The sequence below is a fragment of the Vibrio pelagius genome, from assembly GCF_024347575.1.
GTDB classification, from domain to species: Bacteria; Pseudomonadota; Gammaproteobacteria; order Enterobacterales; family Vibrionaceae; genus Vibrio; species Vibrio pelagius.
Window position 1 is genome coordinate 488411 of record NZ_AP025504.1, and the last position, 21638, is coordinate 510048.

General features: G+C 44.4%; 20 protein-coding genes. 4 read left to right on the plus strand and 16 right to left on the minus strand.

Translation table 11 applies throughout. The features are described 5' to 3' along the window. Window positions 1-49: 49 nt before the first annotated feature. The 5 genes from vsple_RS16370 to vsple_RS16390 form a co-directional block, all read right to left on the minus strand. Window positions 50-1474 carry a PepSY-associated TM helix domain-containing protein gene (locus vsple_RS16370; RefSeq protein ID WP_261883881.1) on the minus strand — a complete coding sequence of 475 codons (1425 nt, stop codon included), beginning with the start codon at window positions 1472-1474 and terminating at the stop codon, window positions 50-52. Between the two features lie 113 nt (window positions 1475-1587). Beyond that, complete coding sequence (locus vsple_RS16375; protein WP_032550338.1) at window positions 1588-1938, minus strand: hypothetical protein; 351 nt, start codon at window positions 1936-1938, stop codon at window positions 1588-1590. Window positions 1939-2169: 231 nt separating this feature from the next. After that, entirely contained in the window at window positions 2170-2565 is a 396-nt protein-coding gene (locus tag vsple_RS16380) for a cytochrome b562 (protein ID WP_261883882.1), read from the minus strand. Between the two features lie 130 nt (window positions 2566-2695). After that, window positions 2696-3442 (minus strand): phosphatase, encoded by a 747-nt coding sequence (locus vsple_RS16385; protein ID WP_261883883.1) that lies wholly within the window; start codon window positions 3440-3442, stop codon window positions 2696-2698. Window positions 3443-3694: 252 nt separating this feature from the next. Further along, a complete protein-coding gene (locus vsple_RS16390; protein ID WP_261883884.1) occupies window positions 3695-4669 on the minus strand; it encodes a DMT family transporter in 975 nt (324 codons plus the stop codon). Window positions 4670-4760: 91 nt separating this feature from the next. Between vsple_RS16390 and vsple_RS16395 the strand changes: the two genes are divergently transcribed. Together vsple_RS16395 and vsple_RS16400 are read left to right on the plus strand one after the other, a co-directional pair. After that, on the plus strand, window positions 4761-5666 hold the full coding sequence (locus vsple_RS16395) for a LysR substrate-binding domain-containing protein (protein WP_261883885.1): 906 nt from the start codon (window positions 4761-4763) through the stop codon (window positions 5664-5666). Window positions 5667-5686: 20 nt separating this feature from the next. Next, on the plus strand, window positions 5687-6007 hold the full coding sequence (locus vsple_RS16400; RefSeq protein WP_261883886.1) for a heavy metal-binding domain-containing protein: 321 nt from the start codon (window positions 5687-5689) through the stop codon (window positions 6005-6007). A 47-nt stretch (window positions 6008-6054) separates the two neighbouring features. Here vsple_RS16400 and vsple_RS16405 read toward each other — a convergent pair whose 3' ends face one another. The 5 genes from vsple_RS16405 to vsple_RS16425 all read right to left on the minus strand — a co-directional run bounded on the left by vsple_RS16405 (window position 6055) and on the right by vsple_RS16425 (window position 11689). Next, the gene (locus vsple_RS16405) at window positions 6055-6897 is read right to left on the minus strand and encodes a tetratricopeptide repeat protein (protein ID WP_255232548.1); all 843 of its coding nucleotides are present in this window, start codon (window positions 6895-6897) and stop codon (window positions 6055-6057) included. A gap of 206 nt (window positions 6898-7103) precedes the next feature. Continuing rightward, complete coding sequence (locus tag vsple_RS16410) at window positions 7104-7526, minus strand: hypothetical protein (RefSeq protein WP_261883887.1); 423 nt, start codon at window positions 7524-7526, stop codon at window positions 7104-7106. A gap of 51 nt (window positions 7527-7577) precedes the next feature. After that, window positions 7578-7862, minus strand: a complete 285-nt coding sequence (locus tag vsple_RS16415) for a hypothetical protein (RefSeq protein ID WP_261883888.1) — start codon at window positions 7860-7862, stop codon at window positions 7578-7580. Window positions 7863-8147: 285 nt separating this feature from the next. Next, window positions 8148-9932 (minus strand): ABC transporter ATP-binding protein, encoded by a 1785-nt coding sequence (locus vsple_RS16420; RefSeq protein WP_261883889.1) that lies wholly within the window; start codon window positions 9930-9932, stop codon window positions 8148-8150. Beyond that, window positions 9926-11689: an ABC transporter ATP-binding protein gene (locus vsple_RS16425; RefSeq protein WP_261883890.1), complete on the minus strand. Its 1764-nt coding sequence runs from the start codon at window positions 11687-11689 to the stop codon at window positions 9926-9928. Before vsple_RS16425 ends, vsple_RS16420 begins: the two co-directional genes overlap by 7 nt. Window positions 11690-12013: 324 nt before the next feature. Between vsple_RS16425 and vsple_RS16430 the strand changes: the two genes are divergently transcribed. Beyond that, a complete protein-coding gene (locus tag vsple_RS16430; RefSeq protein WP_261883891.1) occupies window positions 12014-12886 on the plus strand; it encodes an aspartoacylase in 873 nt (290 codons plus the stop codon). Window positions 12887-13038: 152 nt separating this feature from the next. Here vsple_RS16430 and vsple_RS16435 read toward each other — a convergent pair whose 3' ends face one another. The 3 genes from vsple_RS16435 to vsple_RS16445 are packed head-to-tail and all read right to left on the minus strand — an operon-like array spanning window position 13039 to window position 15958. Beyond that, window positions 13039-14037: a CobW family GTP-binding protein gene (locus vsple_RS16435; RefSeq protein ID WP_261883892.1), complete on the minus strand. Its 999-nt coding sequence runs from the start codon at window positions 14035-14037 to the stop codon at window positions 13039-13041. Then, window positions 14027-14587: an LbetaH domain-containing protein gene (locus vsple_RS16440; protein ID WP_261883893.1), complete on the minus strand. Its 561-nt coding sequence runs from the start codon at window positions 14585-14587 to the stop codon at window positions 14027-14029. The genes vsple_RS16435 and vsple_RS16440 overlap by 11 nt, the downstream gene beginning before the upstream one ends. Before the next feature lie 36 nt (window positions 14588-14623). Further along, window positions 14624-15958: a dihydroorotase gene (locus vsple_RS16445; protein ID WP_261883894.1), complete on the minus strand. Its 1335-nt coding sequence runs from the start codon at window positions 15956-15958 to the stop codon at window positions 14624-14626. A 387-nt stretch (window positions 15959-16345) separates the two neighbouring features. Here vsple_RS16445 and vsple_RS16450 point away from each other — a divergent pair, with 387 nt between their 5' ends. After that, entirely contained in the window at window positions 16346-17353 is a 1008-nt protein-coding gene (locus vsple_RS16450) for a polysaccharide lyase family 7 protein (protein WP_420833823.1), read from the plus strand. Window positions 17354-17447: 94 nt separating this feature from the next. On the opposite strand, the gene vsple_RS16455 is transcribed toward vsple_RS16450, so the two are convergent. The 3 genes from vsple_RS16455 to vsple_RS16465 form a co-directional block, all read right to left on the minus strand. Further along, on the minus strand, window positions 17448-18908 hold the full coding sequence (locus vsple_RS16455) for a sucrose-6-phosphate hydrolase (RefSeq protein WP_261883896.1): 1461 nt from the start codon (window positions 18906-18908) through the stop codon (window positions 17448-17450). Window positions 18909-18931: 23 nt separating this feature from the next. Continuing rightward, entirely contained in the window at window positions 18932-19864 is a 933-nt protein-coding gene (locus tag vsple_RS16460) for an aminoimidazole riboside kinase (RefSeq protein ID WP_261884043.1), read from the minus strand. Between the two features lie 170 nt (window positions 19865-20034). Beyond that, window positions 20035-21474, minus strand: coding sequence for a sucrose-specific PTS transporter subunit IIBC (locus tag vsple_RS16465; protein WP_261883897.1), 1440 nt, complete (start codon window positions 21472-21474; stop codon window positions 20035-20037). Window positions 21475-21638 lie beyond the last annotated feature (164 nt).

Genomic DNA, 21638 nt, shown 5'->3' on the forward strand with positions numbered 1-21638 from the left:
AATATACCGCCCCTCGATAAGCAGTACGCATCGAGGGGCGGCGTTCCATCTAGCTCAGAGCCATCCTTAATCTTTCAACACGAGAGAATAGCAGCCAGTCAAGTAACATCGCGACGACTATCGTTGCTCCGGCTAACGGGAACAGTACAGAGATAAGAACGACAGTCATCAAGCCTACTTTCCAAATACCTGCGTCTTCAAACTTAGGCGGCACTCCCAACTTTCCTTTACCCGCGGGACGGCGAACCCACCACATCACCGCGCCAGTGATTGACACTGTGATAAAGGTTAAGCAGAACAGAACGTTCAGAATTTTGTTAACGACGCTGATGTCACCTTGGTGAAGAGAGATACCAACAGCGAGCGTCTTTGCCATCACGTTGTAATCGTTCCACGTCACCTCTCCGAGAATACGGCCTGAGTACTGGTCTAAGTGAGTGGTTCGGTCTGTTCTCGGGTCGACAATATCGCCACCCATGGTATTAGCGGTGATGGTATACACCCCTGTTTCTGAGCGCGGGAAATTGACGCGATAATAGGTAAAGCCCAATCTAGATGCAGTTTGCATGACCTCCTCAAGTGAGATGCTCTCTGTGGAGACATCATGGTGACTATGCTCGTCTGTCATTGCGGAGTGATCGTGCGATTCCGGGAGTGGCGTTTGCTCTAAATTCCAAGGTAATTCTTCTTCAGAACCATGGTTCAGAGAAGCATGCGTTTTATCCGACAGCGGTACATCATCCCACATTTGCGCAGGAAAACTGCTCCAAGCCTGAACCATTTTACCGCCCCAAAAACCAGCCCAAGCAAGACCGGAGAGAAGGAACAGCAACAGAACCAGAGACAGAGTACCACCAAGGTTCGCGTGTATATCACGCATCAGAATACGAGTTCCAGATGAGAAACGAATCTTTAAGAATCCAGCTTTAGTTGCATTGTCACGCGGTAGCCATAAATAGATACCCGAGACTAAAAGAAGGATAGAGAGACTCGTTGCCACCTCGATCAAATAGTCGCCCCAATCCCCTACTAGCAAGGTGCCATGTATTTCATTTGCGAGCTGATACCAACTATCGCTGCGTGGGATCTCACCAATGACGTCCCCAGAGTATGGATCGACAGTGGCGAAAACCGAGCGGCCGTCTGACAAGTTGACCGAGAAACGATTTGGTAAGCTTTCAGACTTTGCGGTAATGAACTGAGTGACTGTTCCATCAGGGTATTGCGCTTTGACCGCATTTAACTGGTCGCTAATCGTTACCATAGCGTCACTGGCACGGCTTTGAACGATAAGTGCTTCTGGATAAAGTGCACTTTCAAGCTCGTCATCAAGTAGCATCACCAGCCCGGTTATACTCAGCATCAACATAAATGGGATTACGAATAGGCCCGCGTAGAAGTGCCATCGCCAAGTGAGAAAATAGAGGGTTTTACTTCGAGCCTGAGTAGCAGGTTGAGATTCAATTCTCGACATTGATATTTCCTTTTGCACACACCAAAGCACCTTCTAAGGTCATCAGAAAGTGGGAAAGGGTGTGAGCAGATTAACTTTACTTAATTATATTGTTTTGGTTTTTGTTGTTTGAGTTAGGAAATAGCTTGAGGTGGGCCTCTAGGAGAATGTCTCTTAAAAGCCTCGCTTAGAGCCAAAAAAGCGTAGCTGTCTGAGACAATCAAACTCAGTCGAGTTGTTAGTAGTGCAGTTGGAATTTCATCATGATGGAAACTAGAAAAGTGGCTAAAGGGACACGGCTTACCATTGTGTGTTTGCGGCTCACCTTCTTCAACTTGTACTAGCTCAAACCCATTTACGGTACATAACGTCGCCCACACTCCCGCGCTGTTACCGTGAGCATTGATAACAGGCATCAGTGTAATGAGCGTCCAGCTTAAAGCGGTAGCCCATAGCATGGAGTAATTGAACGACGTTTGACGCATCTAGTACGAATCTATAAATAGGGTTTATAAATTTCTAACATTATGAATCAGCTAACTAGGCGTTTAAACGGATTAATTAACATTATGTTAAAAACCTAAGCTAACGCACATTATTGATATTATTCACATAGTCAGTTTGCTCGAAATAAAAACGCCACACCAACAAAAGCCGGTGTGGCGTTAGAGTTCTGAATGACCTAAAGGACACTCTCATAACGGAGCATCAAAAGGTTAACCGAATAGCTTGCTCCAGATGCTTGGGTTACGCTTCTCGTGGTATTGCTCACGTAGGCCATCAATCGTGCGTAGCTCTTGCTTCGCTTCTTCGAATTGGCCTTGTTCTAGTTTCTGTTCAATCGAGTCAATGGATGCTTGGATCTTAGAGAAACCTTCCATGAAGTTTTGCTCTTTCTCCGCAGGGTAAGAACCCGTTTGCAGCTCAGCAACCAAAGTATCTAGACGTACCATTGGTTTTTGCATCTCTTCAATGCTTTGAGCTTCTGCAGCTTGTTTGAACGCAAGCTTCATCTCTTGCATGTTTTTCTTAAGATCTACGCTTGCAAACGCTGATGCCGACATCACCGAGGCCGCAATCAGGCCAGATAAAAGAATTGAGCGAGTTTTCATTGTTTCTCCAGTTGAAGATACACCTTTTTGTTTACGGTGCTTATGACTTTATTTGTGAGCGCTAGTTTATACAAAAATGTCGCACACACAAAAAATGATTGTGACGAAATGCAAACCCGCCGACATTCTCTTAAACAAGACCTGAATATTCAGGGATCTCATCGCGCCCACGCAGTGCTAAAAAGCGCAGAAACTGGCTAGGCGAATGCGTAATCACTTGCTCAGGCGGCATACCGACTTCATCAAGCAGTTGAGAAACGAGGTCTAAGCCCCCGACATCCGCACAAAAGTGTGCATCACTACCGGTTGTGATGTATGCCCCTTTTGCCTTGGCAATTTTGGCGATTTCATAACAACGCTCAACACTACCAATACGGCTATTGCCTTTCAGCGTAGTGTTATTGATCTCGATAGCGACATTGTGCTCAACCGCACAATCAATCACGGCTTCAAAATCAAAGTCAAAGTTCGGATTACCTAAATGTCCAAGCGCATCAATACGGCCAGCCTTGATCACGTTAATCAGCGCCAAAGTATGAGCCGCTTTATCTGCAGGCGGGAAAACAGGTTCATGAAAGCTTGCGATAGCCCAATCGAGGTTCTTGTCTACACTCGGGTGTACGTCAATCTCACCCTCCGTGTTCATGATGTTCGATTCAACGCCGCGAATAATGGCGACGCCTTCGATAAAACGAGGGAGTATGCGTTGATTACTGAAAAACCAGTAGTGTGGCGCGCCCGGCATAGACTCTGAGTGATCCGTTGTACAAAACATCGCAAGGCCTCGATCACTGGCAGCTTTAGCATTCTCAATCAAGGTGCTGTATGCATGACCACTGGCGTATGTATGAGTGTGGGTATCAACTTGTAATTTCATCTCTGCGCTTTCACTCCGAACTTTTATCTTGATGCTGTAACCAGTCTATCAGCTCAAAGTGACAATTAGCATACCGAAGACGCCTAAGTTCAGTCATTTTTTGCAACCTTTACGGCTTCATGATCTCCAAACTCGTCGCTTAATTGGTTACTACCAACAAGGTAAAAACATAACACCTAGACTTTTCCCCCGAACAACACTTTTTAGCTGGAACAATACTAGCCGTTGATACGCTAGCACATATCGAGAATTTTACGGTCTGCATTCATTCACCGCTTTAGGGTTTTCCGTATCTAACGTAAGAGCAAGCTTGTGCTTTCGGTGAGACAAGAAAGTATTGACCATGCTAGCAAAAATAATCAGCCCAATACCAAATAGCTTTTGATTCGAAAATGTGTCGTCGAACAACAGAGCTTGCCAAATCGCACTGAACAAGAGTGTGGTGAAAATCAGCGGAGCCAATTGAGAGCCACTGCTTACCAGACGATAGGCTTTGGCGCGACATATTTGTGTGTTGATGGTGAACCCCGCAAACATCGCCAACACCAACCCTACCCAATAATAATTCGATAGCGTAAACCCTTCTCCCACATTGGTAATGAGTGGCTGATCGAGCGATACAGTATCCAGCAAGCTATAAATCATGATCGGTGAAGCCAACAGAGCGGCGATCAAGAAGGTCCACGCATTCATCTCTGCAGCTGATAATTCCCCCTTAGATGCTCGATACAAACTCACTTGTGAGCCTGAGTTAAAGAATCCTGCCATTAAGCCAATTAAGATCGCGGGTTTAAAGTCGAACTCCGAGAGATTTCCCGCCATCAGTACAACACCGGTAAACGTCATCCCTAAACAAACTAAAGTCCTTGGGTTGAATTTCACGCCAAATATTAATTTTTCTAACACTGGGATAAACAAAGGGCCAGTGCTAAACAAAACGATACTCTCAACCAAAGTTAAGCTCTGCAGTGATGATAAAAAACAGAGCTGACAAGCCGTCATGCACAAAGCTCTAGAGACAATGGGCTTGAGTAACGTGCGACTAGGTTTACGCAATCGTACGAAAACTAAGAAAGACAATAAAATCAGACTAGGAAAGAAGAATCTAGAAAAAACGAGCAAGGTTACTGGCATGATCTCAGCGAGGTATTTCGCTGCAAGCCCGCCAACTGACAGACTAAATGTAGACACCACCATAAACAGGGTGGCCTTGGTAATATCAGACATAATTATCACCTCCTATGCGCTTTATTTTAGAAGGCTGACACAACAAAAAATAGCGAGTAATATTAACCATAACTGTAAGGAAAACTTACTTATGAAAAAACTCGTTCCATTAAAATCAATCTACGCTTTTGTCGCTGTTGCAGAGACAGGTAGCATGACCGAGGCAGCTAAAGCTCTGTTTGTTAGCCACTCTGCAGTGAGCCAAGCGATCAAGTCGTTAGAGCAGCAAGTTAATAAACCTCTATTCCAGCGTGTTGGACGACGTGTCGTTCTCAACACTGATGGTAAGCGCTACTATCGAAAAGTCGCGCCCGCGCTTGAACAAATTGTCGATGCGACAGATCAGCTAGCCAACACACCTAAAGAGAACAGATTGACCGTCAATATGGTCAACTCCTTGGCGCTACACTGGTGGATACCCCGGGTTCCTATGTTGCAACACAATTCACCGAGCCTAGATATTCGACTCTCCAACCGAATTGGTTATTTCGACCTCGAGCAAGAGGGAGTCGATATTGCCTTGGTACATGGAAAACCGAGAGAGTGGCAAGATTACTACTGTGAAAAACTTGGAGATGATGAGCTGGTGCTAGTAGCCAGCCCTAATTTAGTCAGTGAACAGGGTTCGCAATCGATGGAAGATCTGATCAAAACCTACCCCGTCATTGGCGTTTTTAACCCACGTAGAGAGCACGATTGGCAAGTATGGTGCGATGCACACAGACTGCCCATGCCACTCTTCAGTACTAACCTCTCCTTCGATGTGTCGATTCAGGCGGTACAAGCCGCGACACGCTCTCTTGGTATACTTGTCACTCACCGACTATTTGTGCGTGACGATATAAAGCATGGAGCCTTAGTCGAAATTAGCGCACCCGTTTCAAACCCGCATCAGGACTATTATTTTGTTTGTTCCGATAACAAACTTAAAAATGAAAGTGTGCTAAAACTAAGAGCATGGTTAAGGGAGCAATTTAGCTCTAATCACACAGATTAAACCGATAAGGAAACTGCATTATGATCGTGACAACAACTCAGTCAATTGAAGGAAAACGCATCGTCGCATACAAAGGGGTGATTGCCGGAGAAGCCATCCTCGGTGTTAACGTGTTTAAAGATATGTTTTCAGGCATTCGAGACTTCGTAGGTGGTCGCTCTGGCACTTATGAAAAAGAGCTCGAAAAAGCGCGCTCTTATGCGTTCCAAGAACTAGAACTAAAAGCCCAAGAGCTGGGTGCAAACGCTGTTGTCGGTGTCGACATTGATTACGAAGTGTTAGGTCAAGGCAACGGCATGCTCATGGTTTCAGCCAGCGGTACCGCTGTCGTCGTCGATTAATACAACAAAGCCCTTTGATAACATCACCAAAGGGCTAGTTTACAGCACTATTGCTCTTCACGTAGCGCTTCAAACCCTTCCAAACCTCGCAACATTTCAAAGTCGGTTTCATCCGAGATAAGGTCACGCATTGAAGCACTCGCTTCTATTGAACGTTTAAGATCTTCAATAGCTTGGACTTCAGAACCTAAACGCGCGTATGCACAAGCACGTTGGTATAGCGCGTGCGCGTTTTGGTGGTCCACTTCTAATACACGGTTACACAAGCTCATTGCCCAATGGAATTCTTGCATCTCCATCGCTGCATCCGCTTTATAAGTCAGAGCTTCTAAGTCACCAGGACGAATCTTAAGAATATCATCATAGATCTCAAGTTTCTGCTCAGGAGTCTGCTGGTTCTGGGCTCTCAACCAAAGGTTGTGTACTTCATTGATGATCTCAATCTCGCGATTGTTTTCAGAGATAATGCGAGTTTTACGTTTTAAGTCTCTCTCGAGTGCGACAAACTTCTTCTCGTACTCTTGAGCAATCTTATCCAACCGTTGATCGGCCATCTCTTTAGTGTTGTGTTTGATTTCTTTGAGCGATTGCCAACCAATCAAAGCGATCAAAGAAGCAACACCCGCGATGATATAGAAGAAATAAGTTACGGTGACGTTTGCATAGTTGAGCGACTTGTCCGCCACCTCTAGCTCACGATCGGTGATTTGAATGGTCATTCTGCGCTCAAGGTCTTGCTGGTCAATTCGCAGAGACTTGAGTTCGTCTAAGATGTAACGTTCCATCAACGGTCTATCTAGGTACTCCTGTTCAGAGTATCGTGTCTCTTCAGACGCAGAACTCATCATAGGCAAAATAGCCATTATCACTAACCAAACCACTCTTAGCATTGCTTATTCCTTTATACATCTTGATATTAGGTCACTCTATATGGAAATGGTGTAATTCGCTAGTCGAGAAGCCAAGTCAATCTAATTTTTAACATACGCCTTAAGCCGCTCAGAAAATAGCCTCTCTCTTAGATTTCAGGTACAAAAAAACCACGCCTCCGTGGTTTTCTTTAACTTCAATTCGCGTAAGTAGACTTAAAACAGAGTTAAGCGAGTTTGTGTAACCAAGCTTCGCATTTAGCGACAAACTCAGATAAGTAGAGCTCTGGGTTACCTAACTTTTCTCCACACTTGACGTTCGCGCCAGTAGCACGCCAGTAGTTTCGCGAAATAAGGTTACGATTAAAAACAAAATCACTCACTTCTGCCTTCGTAAGCGGTATTTTGTTGCCAAATACTTGATAATAAAGATCGAGAACTAATGACAAGTCACTGCTGCTGCCTTTCAAAAAAGTATCGGCATTAAGTTCAATCGCTTGGCGTTCATGATCATTGCTATCACTGGTAACCAATTTAGCAATCACGGTATAAAGTGAGAACTCAACCTTTTGCGCTGCAAGCAGTGCTGCACCCAATAAGGCATGCTCGTTAGACAGATGTTCAGTTGATGAAGTAGTCGCTGTTGTCACTGTGTTAACCTCAAATAATGATAAAAGTCCTGCTTTGTCGTTCAAAAAGACTTAAGCACTCTTGCTCCAATTGACTGCACCCTCTGACTCGGTACGATCAGCGTCAAACACAATATAATCCGATGCACCTTCTGCTTTCACAATCTCAACTTTACCCTTAAAGCCAACTTGAGAGAGCTTCATAGCTAAGTGCTCAGGAGCAGTATCAAACACTACCTTCATAAACGGCAGTTGCTCAGCATGAACAAAACCATGTTCATTAAACAATTCCATTGCTTGAACTAAATGATCTGAATCGGTCAACTCAATAATTTCTACAACTTCTTCCAACAACATTTTCTATTCCATATTCGCCAGAAAGTGACTGACACGAGCATTCGGTTGTCGCTCGTATACATTTCAGTGTTTTAAAAACACTCCTTTAGTAGTATCGAGAGAATAACATATTTCCCGAAGTAAAATATGTTTATTTCGGCCATTTCCTTGATACAAAACTGGGTGCTTTTTCTTGCTTGTTAATGATAAATCTATCGTTTAACGACCATCAGCTCAACTATTTAACCATAAGTAATGCTCTGCAATCCTTTAGGTTGATTGCATTTTTATAATGTTGGGGAACTATTACGCTCCAACCACTTGTTGATCGCTGGTTTCTACGATGGACTCATTGAGTAGCCCTGCATATACACCATTGTGGTCAACCAATTGTCTGTGATTACCTCGTTCAACGATCTGACCCTTCTCTAACACCAAAATTATGTCGGAGTGACGAACGGTACTCAGGCGGTGTGCAATGGCAATCACTGTCTTCTCTTTGAACAGCTTTTGCATTGCTTTTTGGATCAGATTTTCCGTTATCGAATCAACCGAGCTGGTTGCTTCATCGAGCATCATTACCTGCCCACCTTGCGCTACCGCACGAGCAAATGAGAGCAATTGTGTCTGACCCACAGACAGATTCGAGCCGTTCTTATCAAGCTGGAAATCATACCCATCAGGCAACTGCTGAATGAACTGGTCCGCATACACATAACGCGCAGCTTGCTCAACTTGTTCACGCGAAACATGTGCTTTACCTAGAGCGATATTGAAATGAACACTCTCTTCAAAAAGATGTACGTCTTGCATCATCAATGAAAACAGGTGCGCTGAGTCTTCCATTGAAATATCTGACAACTCGATGCCGTTAAGCAGAATGCTGCCTTCATAATTCTGATAGGTTTTCGAAATCAAACGCATGATCGTCGACTTACCAGAACCTGTCGAACCTACTAACGCAATCTGATGGCCTTTCTCTAAAACGAAAGAGACATCCTTGAGTACATATGGTGCGTCCGGCTTGTAACGGAAGCTGACATTCTTAAATTCCAAACTCACAAAGTCACGTAGTTGCTCTTCAACTTGATGTGACGGCAGCAGTTTGCTCCCCTGCTCCTCTGTCGGCTCAACAAACAGCTCTTCAATGTGGTCAAAGGCTGCAAACGAGCTCTGAATTGAGGCGATTTGCGAGGTAAAGTCACGAATCGGAACAAACACTTTCTCTAAAGTATTGATGAAAGCGATCAATACACCCAGAGTCAAGCTGCCTTGTAGAACTTGCTCTGAGCCAAACCAAATCATCAATGCAATGGTTATCGAGGTGACACCGGAGATCACCGAGAATAGAATCGCATCGTACTTATTGATCTTCTTCTGCGCTCTCAAAAACTCGTCGGTATAGCCTTTGAATCTTTTCTCGACGGCTTCTTCAGCACGATACAGCTGAACGGTTTTCATGCCTAACAAGGCTTCTTGTAGAAAACCAATTCCGCGTGCCAATGTCGAACGGGTAATCAGATGCATCTGACGCAGCTTGTTTCGGACAAACACCGTCAAGTACATCACCGGTGGCATCACCACTAATACGATCAGGGTGAGCTTCCAATCGATGTAAAACATCATCCCAATCAGAGCGAGCGTATTCAGCGTGTCTTTTACCAAACCGACCACAGATTGAATGAAGGTTTCACCAATGGTTTCAAGGTCACTGGTTAGACGTGATAGCGTGATGCCAATCGGAGTGTTATCAAAGTAGCTACGTGGAAGCTTGAGAACACGAGCAAACAGCACCGAGCGCATATCTGTGATGGTCAGCTGCCCTGTTTTTCTAAGGTTGTACGAGTATGTCGTATCAACCACATAGCTGACGATAAGTACTACTACCAGGTAGAACACATATTCCAGCAAGCCATCGATATTACCATTACTCAATTGAACGTCGATGACTTGAATGATCAGCCACGGAAACAGCAAACTCGTCATAATGGTGAGCGGCAGCATCGCAATACCGATAAATGCGGTGCGCTTGTACTTCTTCGCAAACTGCAGGAAGTGTTTGAGATATTGAATATCAACGCCTTTTAACATACCGCTGCCTCCGCTTCATTTTGCTGTAATTGCCAGGTCTCATAGTAGTAAGGACATGTTTTTAGCAGAGTTGAATGATCGCCTTTAGCAATCACTTTTCCTTGATTTAAGACGATGATCTCATCCATATACTCTAATGCGTTGACACGATGTGAAACCACCAGCACCGATTGATTCTCTAAGCGTTTAAACAACCCTTCTAGAATCTTTCTTTCGGTTTCATAATCAACAGCTGAGAGGACGTTATCCATGATGATCAAGTCTGCAGGTTCTAATAGTGCTCGCGCAATACTCAATCGTTGCTTCTGCCCGCCAGATAGCATGATGCCCTTCTCTCCCACCAAGGTTTGGTCGCCCATTTCAAGACGTGCCACATCATTCGCAAGCTGGCTAAGGTTCAACACTTCATCCACTTGTTCTTTAACAATATCGGCCTGAGTGCTGCCAAATCGAATGTTCTCTTCTACGGTTGCTGAAAACAGGTATGGGTCTTGAGTCACGGTTTTAACGTAGCGGCGCAAATCGTTGCGCGAAAACTCAGTGATGTCTTTATCACCCAGAAACACGCTCCCCGCTGTCACATCTAAATGATGATTCAAGCAGTTAACCAGTGTCGTTTTACCTGATCCAATACTACCGAGTACCCCTACTTTTTTACCTGCCGGAATATCAAAGCTGATGTCATTCAACACTAAACGCTCTTCACCTTCGTATTGAAAACTGAGGTTTCTTACTGACAGCGTTTGGCCTTTCAGTGCTGCAACTTCATCGGTAGTTAACGTCGTTTCATCCCGTTCAGGCACCTTCGCATTCAAAATGGTTTGTGCACTGGTGATGCCCACAATGCCACGCTGGTAAATGGTCGCAATACGCCCTAGCTGCATCAGTGGCATGGCTAACAGTACCGAATAAGTTAAGAAAGCAGTGATTTCACCTAGCGTAAGTTCTTGATTAACTAACATGTAGCCACCTAAACCAAGAATCAGGATCTTCATTAGGTCATTGGCATAATCTAAAACAGGCATAAAGAATACTTGGATGCGTGTGATCTTCATTCTGCACTGCAACAACATCTGATTAAGCTTCTCAGTCTCTGCTCTCACCCACGGTGACATTTGTTGACTCTTTATCAAATCGATGCCCGATAGGTAACTCATCAACTGTGCAGACAAGTTCTGTAATCGCTTCATATGCTCCATATGCAGTGATTTCATTCTCACAAAACCCACGCGGAAAACAACAAACGCGATAATAATCGGAATCACTGAATACATCGTAAGTTCGGGAGAAATGCGCCACATCCACAACGGCGTTAAAGACAACGCTAATAACGCGTTGAAAAACTGCAAAAATCCAACACCAAACAACAAACGTACACCTTGCAAGTCGTTGTTAATGATTGAGATTAAACGTCCAGAGGCAAACTGAGAGTGGAAACTGTTTGGTAACCGATTGAGCTTTTCTAGCAGTGTGTTTTTGAGAGAAGCTTCGGTTATTCGCCCTGGATTAAGCGCATAGATACGCGACCAAGTCCGCACAATGATCATCGACACCGACATCACCACTATGATCGCAATATACGTTTTCAACTGATCATGACCTGCCACCGACGCATCATCGATAAGATCAATCGCTAACTGGATGTAGCGAGGGATCTCGACCTGCAGCCAGTTAACGAGGAATATGAAAATAATCGCAAGCAGGTAAGACTTACGATTCAAACGCAGGTAGTGCGCGAAAAACTGAGACTTAGTCATATAGGTCTTTCTTTGAGCCTTTTGGGGAGCGTTATCAACCAGTGTCGATGAGGGTTAACATTTACAGTACAAAGGTAACCCAAAAGCAACTAGTTGACAAGGTCAACTATAATTGAAATCCAAAATAGGCTAAAGATGATGCAAGTTCTGCTTTTCATCGCGACATGTTCAGCAATGACGTTAAGCAGCTGCCAACAAGCGTTGAACTCATACAAAAGACTCAGTTGTTATGATATAGCATTACCAAACATTATTATCCCACAGTGCTGGCCTATCTTGGTCAATACTGTTTTCAAACGCAGTAACATTTGGAACATCACGCTCATGGACAAACTAAATCGCGTTCTACTGGTTGCGGGTACACATGGCAACGAGTTAACAGGAATCTATCTACAAAAGCTCATCAAAGACCGTTTATATAACGCAGATCGTGCGACATTTTCGGTGTTATCGATGACAGGAAACCCAGAAGCCGTTAAAAAGAACGTGCGTTTCATTGACGACGACCTCAATCGTCAGTTTGCAGTAAAGAACAGCGATGACAGCGAAGCGAATGCTGAACAAACACTTGCGCAGAAAATCACTTCGATGCATTCAGACAACAATAAGCAACTGATTGTTGATCTTCACAACACCACCAGCAACATGGGGGCAACCTTAATCTTGCTTTCAAACGACCCTTTCTATGAAAAGATGGGCGCGTATGTGAAACAACGTATGCCAGAATCTAATATTCTGTTTGAAGATCGCAAACCTTGGCAGGATCAACCATACCTTTGCACCACAGGTCAGCATGGCATCATGATTGAAGTTGGCGCTCAAGCACATGGCTCGTTAACCTACAACTCATTAGAGCTAATGAAACAGATGCTTACCTTGGTACTAGACTATGTCGAAAAACATAATTTGGATCAGGTTGGAGAAGTCGAAAATTACGATGCCTATTACTATCTCGAAGAAGTTCAAATCCCACTCGATCACGACGGCATGCGCGCAGCAACGGTACACCCAACAATATGCGGGCGTGACTTTGAAGTAGTTAAGCAAGGTGACCCGATACTGGCTACCTTCTTCGGATACGATGTTCTTTGGGAGAGCGAAAAAGAGGTCTACCCGCACTTTATTAACGAAAGTGCCTATAGCGCAGCGAACATCGCAATGGCATTGGCGGAAAAGAAAAAGGTCATTGTGGCCTAATATGTACCAACCACACGATACTCTGACGAATACCGTTGCTGGCCAGCCTCAAGCTCGAACCTTCTAAAGACAAAGCCCCTAAAACACAATGAAGCATTTAAGGGGCTCATTTTTAACCACCTCACAATAGGCAGTTTGGCAAACTATTGGCTCTAAGCACTCAAGCAGCTCAGCAATTTGCTCTCTAATTCTGTATCAATTTCTGTCGCTATCACCTCTATACGGCTTTCGCTGCAATCATCCAGCTCGGTCTCCGTTAGGCCATCTGCTGTTTGGTTATAACCAAAAATGCCGTCTTGGGTGATAAACACAGCTTTCATACGCTCTGCATCGATCGTCAATAACAGTTTAGCTACGGCTTGGCGCTCAAATACCTTGTCTGCAGAGAAACGCCATCCCTCACTGTGAAAACCTTCACCACTGTTGCTGGCTTTAATAACACCCTCTTCTGGCATTGGTAGTTCCGATGCTAATGTCTTACTGTGGCCGTGATGATGGTGATGTTGATGAGTATGTGCTTGAGTATCGCCATCAAATTCATGCTGAGCAATCTCACCGTGCTCCGCAAAAACGACTCTGGTGTTAGGTTTTGCCACCTTAGCGACATATGCCTCTAGCTTCTCTTTATCGCCGTCTTGGTAGAGGTCAATTTTATTACCGACAACGGTATCAGCGATGGCAATTTGCTGATTGAAGGTATCGTGCTCGGTGTAACGAGGATCTACAAGTTTACGTGCATCAACCAAGGTAATGTTCTTTTTAAGCGATAGCACTGTGCGATAGTGCTCAGATGATAAGACCTGCAATACTTCTTTTGGATGACCCAAACCAGTCGGTTCAATCAGTAGGCGATCAGGCTTGGCTTCAGTGAGCAGTTGATTAAGCGCTATCTGCATAGGTAAACCAGCCGCACAGCACATACACCCACCTGGGACTTCACGAATAAACACCGATTGAGCGTCAGGCTTCTGTCCCTGTATCAGTCTGCCATCCACACCTATCTCACCAAACTCATTAACCAGCACAGCCCATTTCTCACCTTCCGATTTGTGCTTCATTAAGTTAAGAATGGCAGAGGTTTTTCCCACCCCAAGGAAGCCGGTAATAATATTGGTGGGCACTCCAGAAATAGAAGCTTGTTTAGAGCTCATTGGCGATTCTCCTATAGCCTTGAACAAGAGTGTGATTCGCTGATACAACCGATTCAGAAAACGCCGAATACTCTGGCGGCACTTTAGAGATACTATTTAAGTCAAATTCAGCACCAATATTGGTCATCGGAGGCACATGGAAACTCTCTGGAAGGTCTCTTCCATCAACCACACAGTTATGGCGGATCACACAGCCTTTACCAATAACAGTATTGAATACCACGGAGTTGAAGCCAATAAAAACGTCGTCGCTCACTTCACAAGGTCCGTGAATAATTGAGCGGTGGGCAATAGAAGAGCGTTCGCCAATGGTGACCGCCGCACCTGCTTTCGAATGAATCACCACCCCATCTTGGATGTTGGTATCGCGCTTAATAACAATTGCTTCCATATCGCCCTCTTCATTCACCTCGTCAGCACGAATAACAGCGTATGGGCCAATAAATACATTCTCTTCGATAATAACCTTACCGCAGATGATGGCTGTAGGATCGATAAATGCCTTTTCAGAGACTTGCGGCATATGACCGCTTGGATTTTTTCTTAACATACTACTTACTCACAACAACAGGTTTTGAAACTTAAACTATTTCTCAAATGCTAGGCGCATCGCTTTAACTGGTTGGTCAGTCACGGTTTGGTTCTCATACACAAGTTGACCATTGACCCAAGTGCCATCAATACGTGAAGAGAAAGTATGTCCAGCGAAAGGTGTCCAACCACAATGATATAAGCTGTTTTCGTGAGTCACTTCTGTAGAAGATTCTGTATCGACTAGCACCAAGTCGGCAAAGTACCCCTCTCGGATGAATCCACGATCTTTAATACCATAACGGATAGATGGGTTGTGAGCCGTTTTTTGAACGACCTGTACAATCGTCATACGCTCGCTATTGACGTGATCGAACAGAGTCAACAATGCGTGCTGTACAAGCGGTAAACCCGCTGGCGCTTGTTCATAAGGGACCTGTTTTTCTTCCCAAGTGTGAGGCGCGTGATCAGTCGCAATAATGTCGATTTGTCCCGTTTGAAGAGCCGCTAAGATCGCGTCTCGGTCGCTAGGGCATTTCACAGCAGGGTTACATTTGATCTGGTTACCTAAGGTTGCGTAATCTTCGTTGCTGAACCAAAGGTGGTGCACACACGCTTCAGCAGTGATGCTCTTGCTCTCAATCGGTCCTTTGTCAAACAGAGCGAGCTCTTTCTCAGTCGTAATGTGTAAAACATGCAGCTGACTGTTGTGCTTCTTAGCTAAACCAACCGCATAAGAAGAAGATGCATAACACGCCTCGTCATCTCTTAGCACTGGATGATCGTCAATTTCCAGAGTTTCTTTTGACTGCTTAAGTCTATCTAGGTTTTGCTGGATTACCGGACCACTCTCACAGTGGGTGACGATAAGCACAGGGGAATCACGGAAGATCGCTTCTAGAGCATCCGGATCTTCAACCAATAAGTTGCCCGTCGATGCCCCCATAAATACTTTCACGCCACAGTGAATCGCTGGATCTAATCGCTTGATCTGCTCTAAGTTGTTCTCTGTTGCACCCAAGTAGAAGGAGTAGTTTGCTAACGAGCGCTCTTCTGCGATAGCGAATTTTTTCTCCAGCGCTTCAATCGTCGTCGTCGCTGGGTTTACATTCGGCATCTCCATGTAACTGGTGATACCTCCAGCTACCGCAGCGCGGGATTCTGATGCAATGGAGCCTTTATTGGTTAAGCCTGGTTCGCGAAAGTGCACTTGATCATCAATCATTCCCGGAATAAGAAAACGACCTTTTGCGTCAACAATCGAGTCATCAGGATGCGCCTCAATCTCCTTTGCAATCCTATCAATGCGTTGACCAACAATTCTCACGTCAGTCTCAATGACCACCCCTTCATTCACCACTAGTGCATTTTTGAACAACGTTACAGACATAGTATTTAACAAGCTCCTTTTCTTTGTTAAAGGTTGGGTTGCAGTGACCACTAGACTATTGATACCCCTCTCCGAGACAACAAAGGTGCTAACGCTCAAAATTGAGCTACGTTATAACATAACAATATGTGAGTTGTAACTCTTTGCACGGTTTATTGATGAACGTGTTAGTGAGCTTTAACAGTAATCCCAATCGAGAGTACTCACAGTCAGACATCTCTCACAGTGAGTACATCAATTTCAAAAAAATATGTGATCTTATTTACACATAGGACGATCAAGTCTTTTTCTTAACTCAATGATAACTATTATGTATGACAATATTACATAATAAGAGTACCAATAATGAACAAAAGAACCCTAATTGCCGCATCTATCCTACTATCTATGCCTTTAACCTCTATGGCTGAAATAGTTAACAATGGCGTATCCCATGCTGTCCCTGCCGATAAGTTTGATATGCGAAACTGGAAGATCACGATCCCTTCTGACATCAATGAAGACGGGCGCATCGACGAGATCGAGGGTGTCGCCATGCTAAGCTACTCTCATGAGGACTTTTTCTTCCTAAACGAAGATGGGCACCTTGTATTTGAGGTACATAACAAGGCGATCACGACTAAAAATTCGAAGAACGCACGCTCTGAACTACGCCAAATGCCGCGCGGCGCTAACTTCGACAACATCCTTACTGACGGCAAACTAAATCAATGGGCGCTGTCGAGCCATCCTCAAGCAGATCAATACAGCGCCGTTGGCGGAACGCTCGAAGCGACCCTCAAAGTCGATCATGTCTCAGTCAATGCTAAACACCCAGAGAAATACCCGGCACACTCTGTCGTCGTGGGACAGATTCACGCGAAAAAACACGACGAGCTCATTAAAGCAAAAACAGGCTATGGACACGGTAACGAACCATTAAAAATCTTCTATAAAAAATTTCCGGGCCATGAGTACGGCTCGGTATTCTGGAACTACGAGCGTAACTTAGCTAAGAAAGATCCAAACCGTGAGGATATCGCTTACCCAGTTTGGGGCAACACTTGGGAAAATCAGCAAGAACCAGGCAAGGCAGGCATCAAGTTAGGTGAAGAATTTAGCTACCGTGTCGAAGTCAAAGAGACCATGATGTATCTAACTTTTGAGACCGCACGTCATGACACGGTGAAATACGAAATTGACCTGAGTAAAGGTATCGACGACAAGGATTTTCCAACCGGTTATGCAGAAGATGACTTCTACTTCAAAGCAGGCGCGTACGGTCAGTGTAGCGTGAACGATTCTCACCCAATTTGGGGGCCAGGCTGCGCGGGTACGGGTGACTTCGCAACGGATAAGAAGAATGGTGACTACAACAGCGTGACATTCTCAGCGTTGAAGTTAAACGGAAAGTAACGCTCTGTTTAATACCATTGGACAAAAATGACCTTCAAGCACAACGGCTTGAAGGTCGTTCTCCATACGATTATATTCGCGAATACTGAAGGCTCTAGTCGATTCTTTCTTGATCGAACAACCCGGTCACAGGTTGCATAGAGTAGTAACAAGCTCGCTTTATACCTTGTTCAGTGACCAACTGTAGATCATCAATGAAGAAGCGACTGGTCATGGTATGTTTACCACCATTGATGAAAATTTCCATCACTGAATTATCAACGTAGACATCAATCACTTGTCTTTTGCTCAATCTCGGTGCTTTTCGCACATCTCCAAATTCTTGAGCATAGTTCTGAGACATTTGGCTACGGTCCAGAGTAAACTCATTTTCGTCGGCACTAAAGGTTACCTTGTCGCCACGCTCATTTCTTAACTCTAAAGCAAACCCATCACTTTCGAATTCCAAACGAAGCATAAAGCTTGTTTGATTCAACACATGTGTTCCAGAGAAGACTTCTCCCTCCCCTTTCAACTCATCGAGTTCAGTGAGAGGTGATTGAACTAGGTAACCCTCTTTCAAACGCAACTCACGTGGTAGTGAAAGCATACCTGCCCACTGATTCTCAACCGATGGAGTATCAATATCAGGTAAACCAACCCAAGCAATCAAAATACGGCGACCTTGTTCGTCCAAGTAAGTCTGGGGAGCATAGAAATCAAAGCCATAATCAGGTTGAATGATATCTTGGTGGCCCTCAAGCTCCATTGAATCTAGGTTTAATTTGTCGCCAACGATGTAAGCGACCGAGTAGATGTTTTTAAAATCATAGGCATTGGAGGATGACACACCTTGCGGAGAAAACAGCATGATTGATTTATCACCAATTTCAAAAAAATCTGGGCATTCCCACATGTAACCGAAATCTTGGTAACGGGTTTTGATCGGCCCTTTATGCTGCCAAGTTTTTAAATCTAGACTTTGATATAACACCATTGAGCCGCGTTTATCTGGTGTTTGAGCACCCACAACCATGAAATACTGGTCATCTTTTTTCCATACTTTAGGGTCACGAAAATGCTCTGTATAATGCTCATTTTCGATAATAACGCCCTGCTTCTCAATGCAACCTGTTGTTGTCATAGTTGCAAAACACTGAGTCGACTCTCGAACCCAATTTTGGTCGCGTTTGTTGCCGGTAAAGAAAAGCAATACTTGCTCATTATCAACAAGCGCCCCACCTGAATAGAGCCCGTGAGAGTCGTAATCGTCACCGGGCTTTAGCCCAACTCCATGATCGGTGAAATGTATAAAGTCTTTGGTAGAGACGTGGTACCAGTATTTCATACCATGTACTGGACCCACCGGAGTCCATTGATAGAAGATATGGTGTTCATTATTAAAATAACAGAGTCCATTTGGATCGTTAAGTAACCCAAACTTTGGCGCTATGTGGTAACTAGGAAAACCCGGGTCAGCGATTCGAGCGCTCTTCATTTCAGCCACTTCTTGCGATGTGAGTTGTTCTAAGCGGCGATATCTTTGTTCTAAAGTCCAATTACTATTTACGTTCATGCGTTGCTCTCAATTCTCGTTGACTACGATTGTTCGCAGTGGATGAACTGAATAAGTTCTTCTTGGGTAGGGAGTGCAGTCATGGCACCTTTTTGCGTTGTTGCAAGTGCACCGCAGCCATTTGCCCACTCGATCGCTTTATCGATCGTGGCGAGATTATCCCAATGTTGCTGTTGAGAAAGTCTTGCGAGCAGGCCTCCGACGAAGGCGTCACCAGCACCAGTCGTATCAATTGGTTGTACGACTTGACCTGTTACTCGTTTTCCTGAACCTTCAAAGATTCGCCACACTCCCTTGGCACCTTGCGTAACCAAAATGAGCGTGTTGTCAAAATCAGCGATAGCATTTAGACCTTGTTCAACCGATTGAGAACCAGTCAAAAGCACTAATTCCTCTTCAGAGAACTTGACGACATCAGCCAGTGCCACAGCTTTCATTACAGTACTTTTTATTTCAGACGGATTCGCCCATACCTCTTCGCGCAAGTTTGGGTCGAAACTCACATAGCCACCGATACGTTTGATCCTATCAATTGCTTCAAATGTACTGCTTCTGCTTGGTTCATTAGCCAGAGAAATAGAACAAACATGTAACCAATCACCTTTTTGGAAGCTTGGAATATCGTCATTAATCATAAACTGATCGGCACTTGGCTTAACCATAAAGGTAAAGCTACGCTCACCATCATCATCCAAATCAACCACCACCGTTGATGTTCTGTGCGTCGGGTCCTGAACCAAAAAATCGGCGTTTACTTTTTCGTTGGTCAGAGTTGCTTTCATAAAACGACCGAAAGGGTCATCTCCTACCCGACCAAAGAAGGCACTTTTGCCAGACAGACGAGAAACGGCAACCGCGACATTAGCAGGCGCACCACCTGGACATTTCAATAGTGTCGAGTCGGAGTCGGGAATTAAGTCAACAACGGCATCGCCTGTTACCCATACTTGATTCATCATGCTTACCTTAAAACAAACATATTGATAATTGAGCGGCCATGATCAGTTGCTCCTATCAATGAAAAAAAATACAAAAAAGGCTAGCCAAAATAACGCTCTTGGCTAGCTCCCCAACAATTTAGGAAAAAGGTGGAATTGGGGGAATCCCACCTTTAAGGAGTTCAAATTTAAGCCGTCACCTTACGCTTTTGCTTTACTTGTTCACGCATACCAAGAACCACTGTCAGTACAAACGCCGTAATAAACGCGATGATCATACCAACGATGTAGTAACCAATATGCTCAGGAGAAATTGAGATAATACCCGGTAAGCCCGCTGCACCTAATGCCTGCGCTTTCACGTTGAACATTGTAATAAAGGCACTCGATAGAGCAGCAGCACACACAGCGGCGATGAACGGGTAACGCAGTTTTAGGTTTACCCCAAACATAGCAGGCTCGGTAATACCTAGTAGGCCAGTAACACCAGATGGAATCGCAATCCCTTTCATCTTTTTGTCTTTGCTCATGACGCCAACCGCAAGCGCTGCTGCACCTTGAGATACGTTTGACATAGCTGCAATTGGGAAGATAAATGTACCACCGGTGATTGCTATATCGGCTAGTAACTGTGTTTCAATCGCGATAAAGCTGTGGTGCATACCCGTAATAACGAACGGCGCGTAAATCAAACCAAATACCGCACCTCCAACAAAGCCAGCCGAGTTGTAAAGCCAGTTTAGCCCATCACCTAATAGGAAGCCGATATCACGCGTGAATGGACCAACAACGGTGAACGTCAGTAGACCCGCAATAAAAATAGCCAATAGCGGTGTTAAAAGGTTATCCAGCACCGAAGGAATCACCTTTCGTAATCCTAGTTCGACCTTAGCCAGAATGAACGCTGAAACAAGAACCGGAAGTACTGAACCTTGATAGCCAACCTTCTGGATTTCAAAACCCATGATGTTCCAAACAGGAATATTCCCGGATACAGCAGCACCGCCGAAACCCCAGCCATTCAGCAGCTCAGGGTGTACCATCAACATACCTAATGCAGCTCCTAGATATGGATTACCACCAAACTTCTTACTTGCCGAGAACGCTAATAGAATAGGTAAATAAACAAAAGGCGCATTAGCGAAAGTATTGATCATATTCGCAAGGTCAGTTAGCCCAGGATTAGCATCAATTAAAGATTGCCCATCAATAAACAAACCTTGTGCTGTCAATAAGTTATAGATACCCATCAACAAACCACCAGCAACAATTGCTGGAATAATCGGAACGAAAATATCAGAGAGTCCTTTTACTGCTCTTTGAACAATATTCTGTTTGTTGGCACCCGCAGATGCGACATCATTGGTCGACATCTCACTCATGCCCGTCAACTTAGCCAACTCGGCGTAAACTTGGTTAACAATTCCCGAACCGAAAATGATTTGGTATTGACCTGCTACTTTGAACTGACCTTTTACCCCTTCAAGATTATCGATAGCTTGCTCATCGATTTTTGTTTCATCTGCTACAGCTAGGCGTAAACGCGTTGCACAGTGTGCGAGAGCGGTAATATTGCTCTTGCCACCTAGTAAAGTGATTAGCTCTTTTGCTACTGCTGGATAATTCATTTCATACCCCATTGGATTACTAATTTGAGCCTTGTGATATTTTCGGGAACGTTTGCAAAAAGAATTTTTGCTGATTAGTAACAAATGATCAAAGATATCTCCTCAAGAGTGTGAGAAAGATCTTCAAATTATCTCCCCAAATGACTCAGGCAGGGTTAAAATCC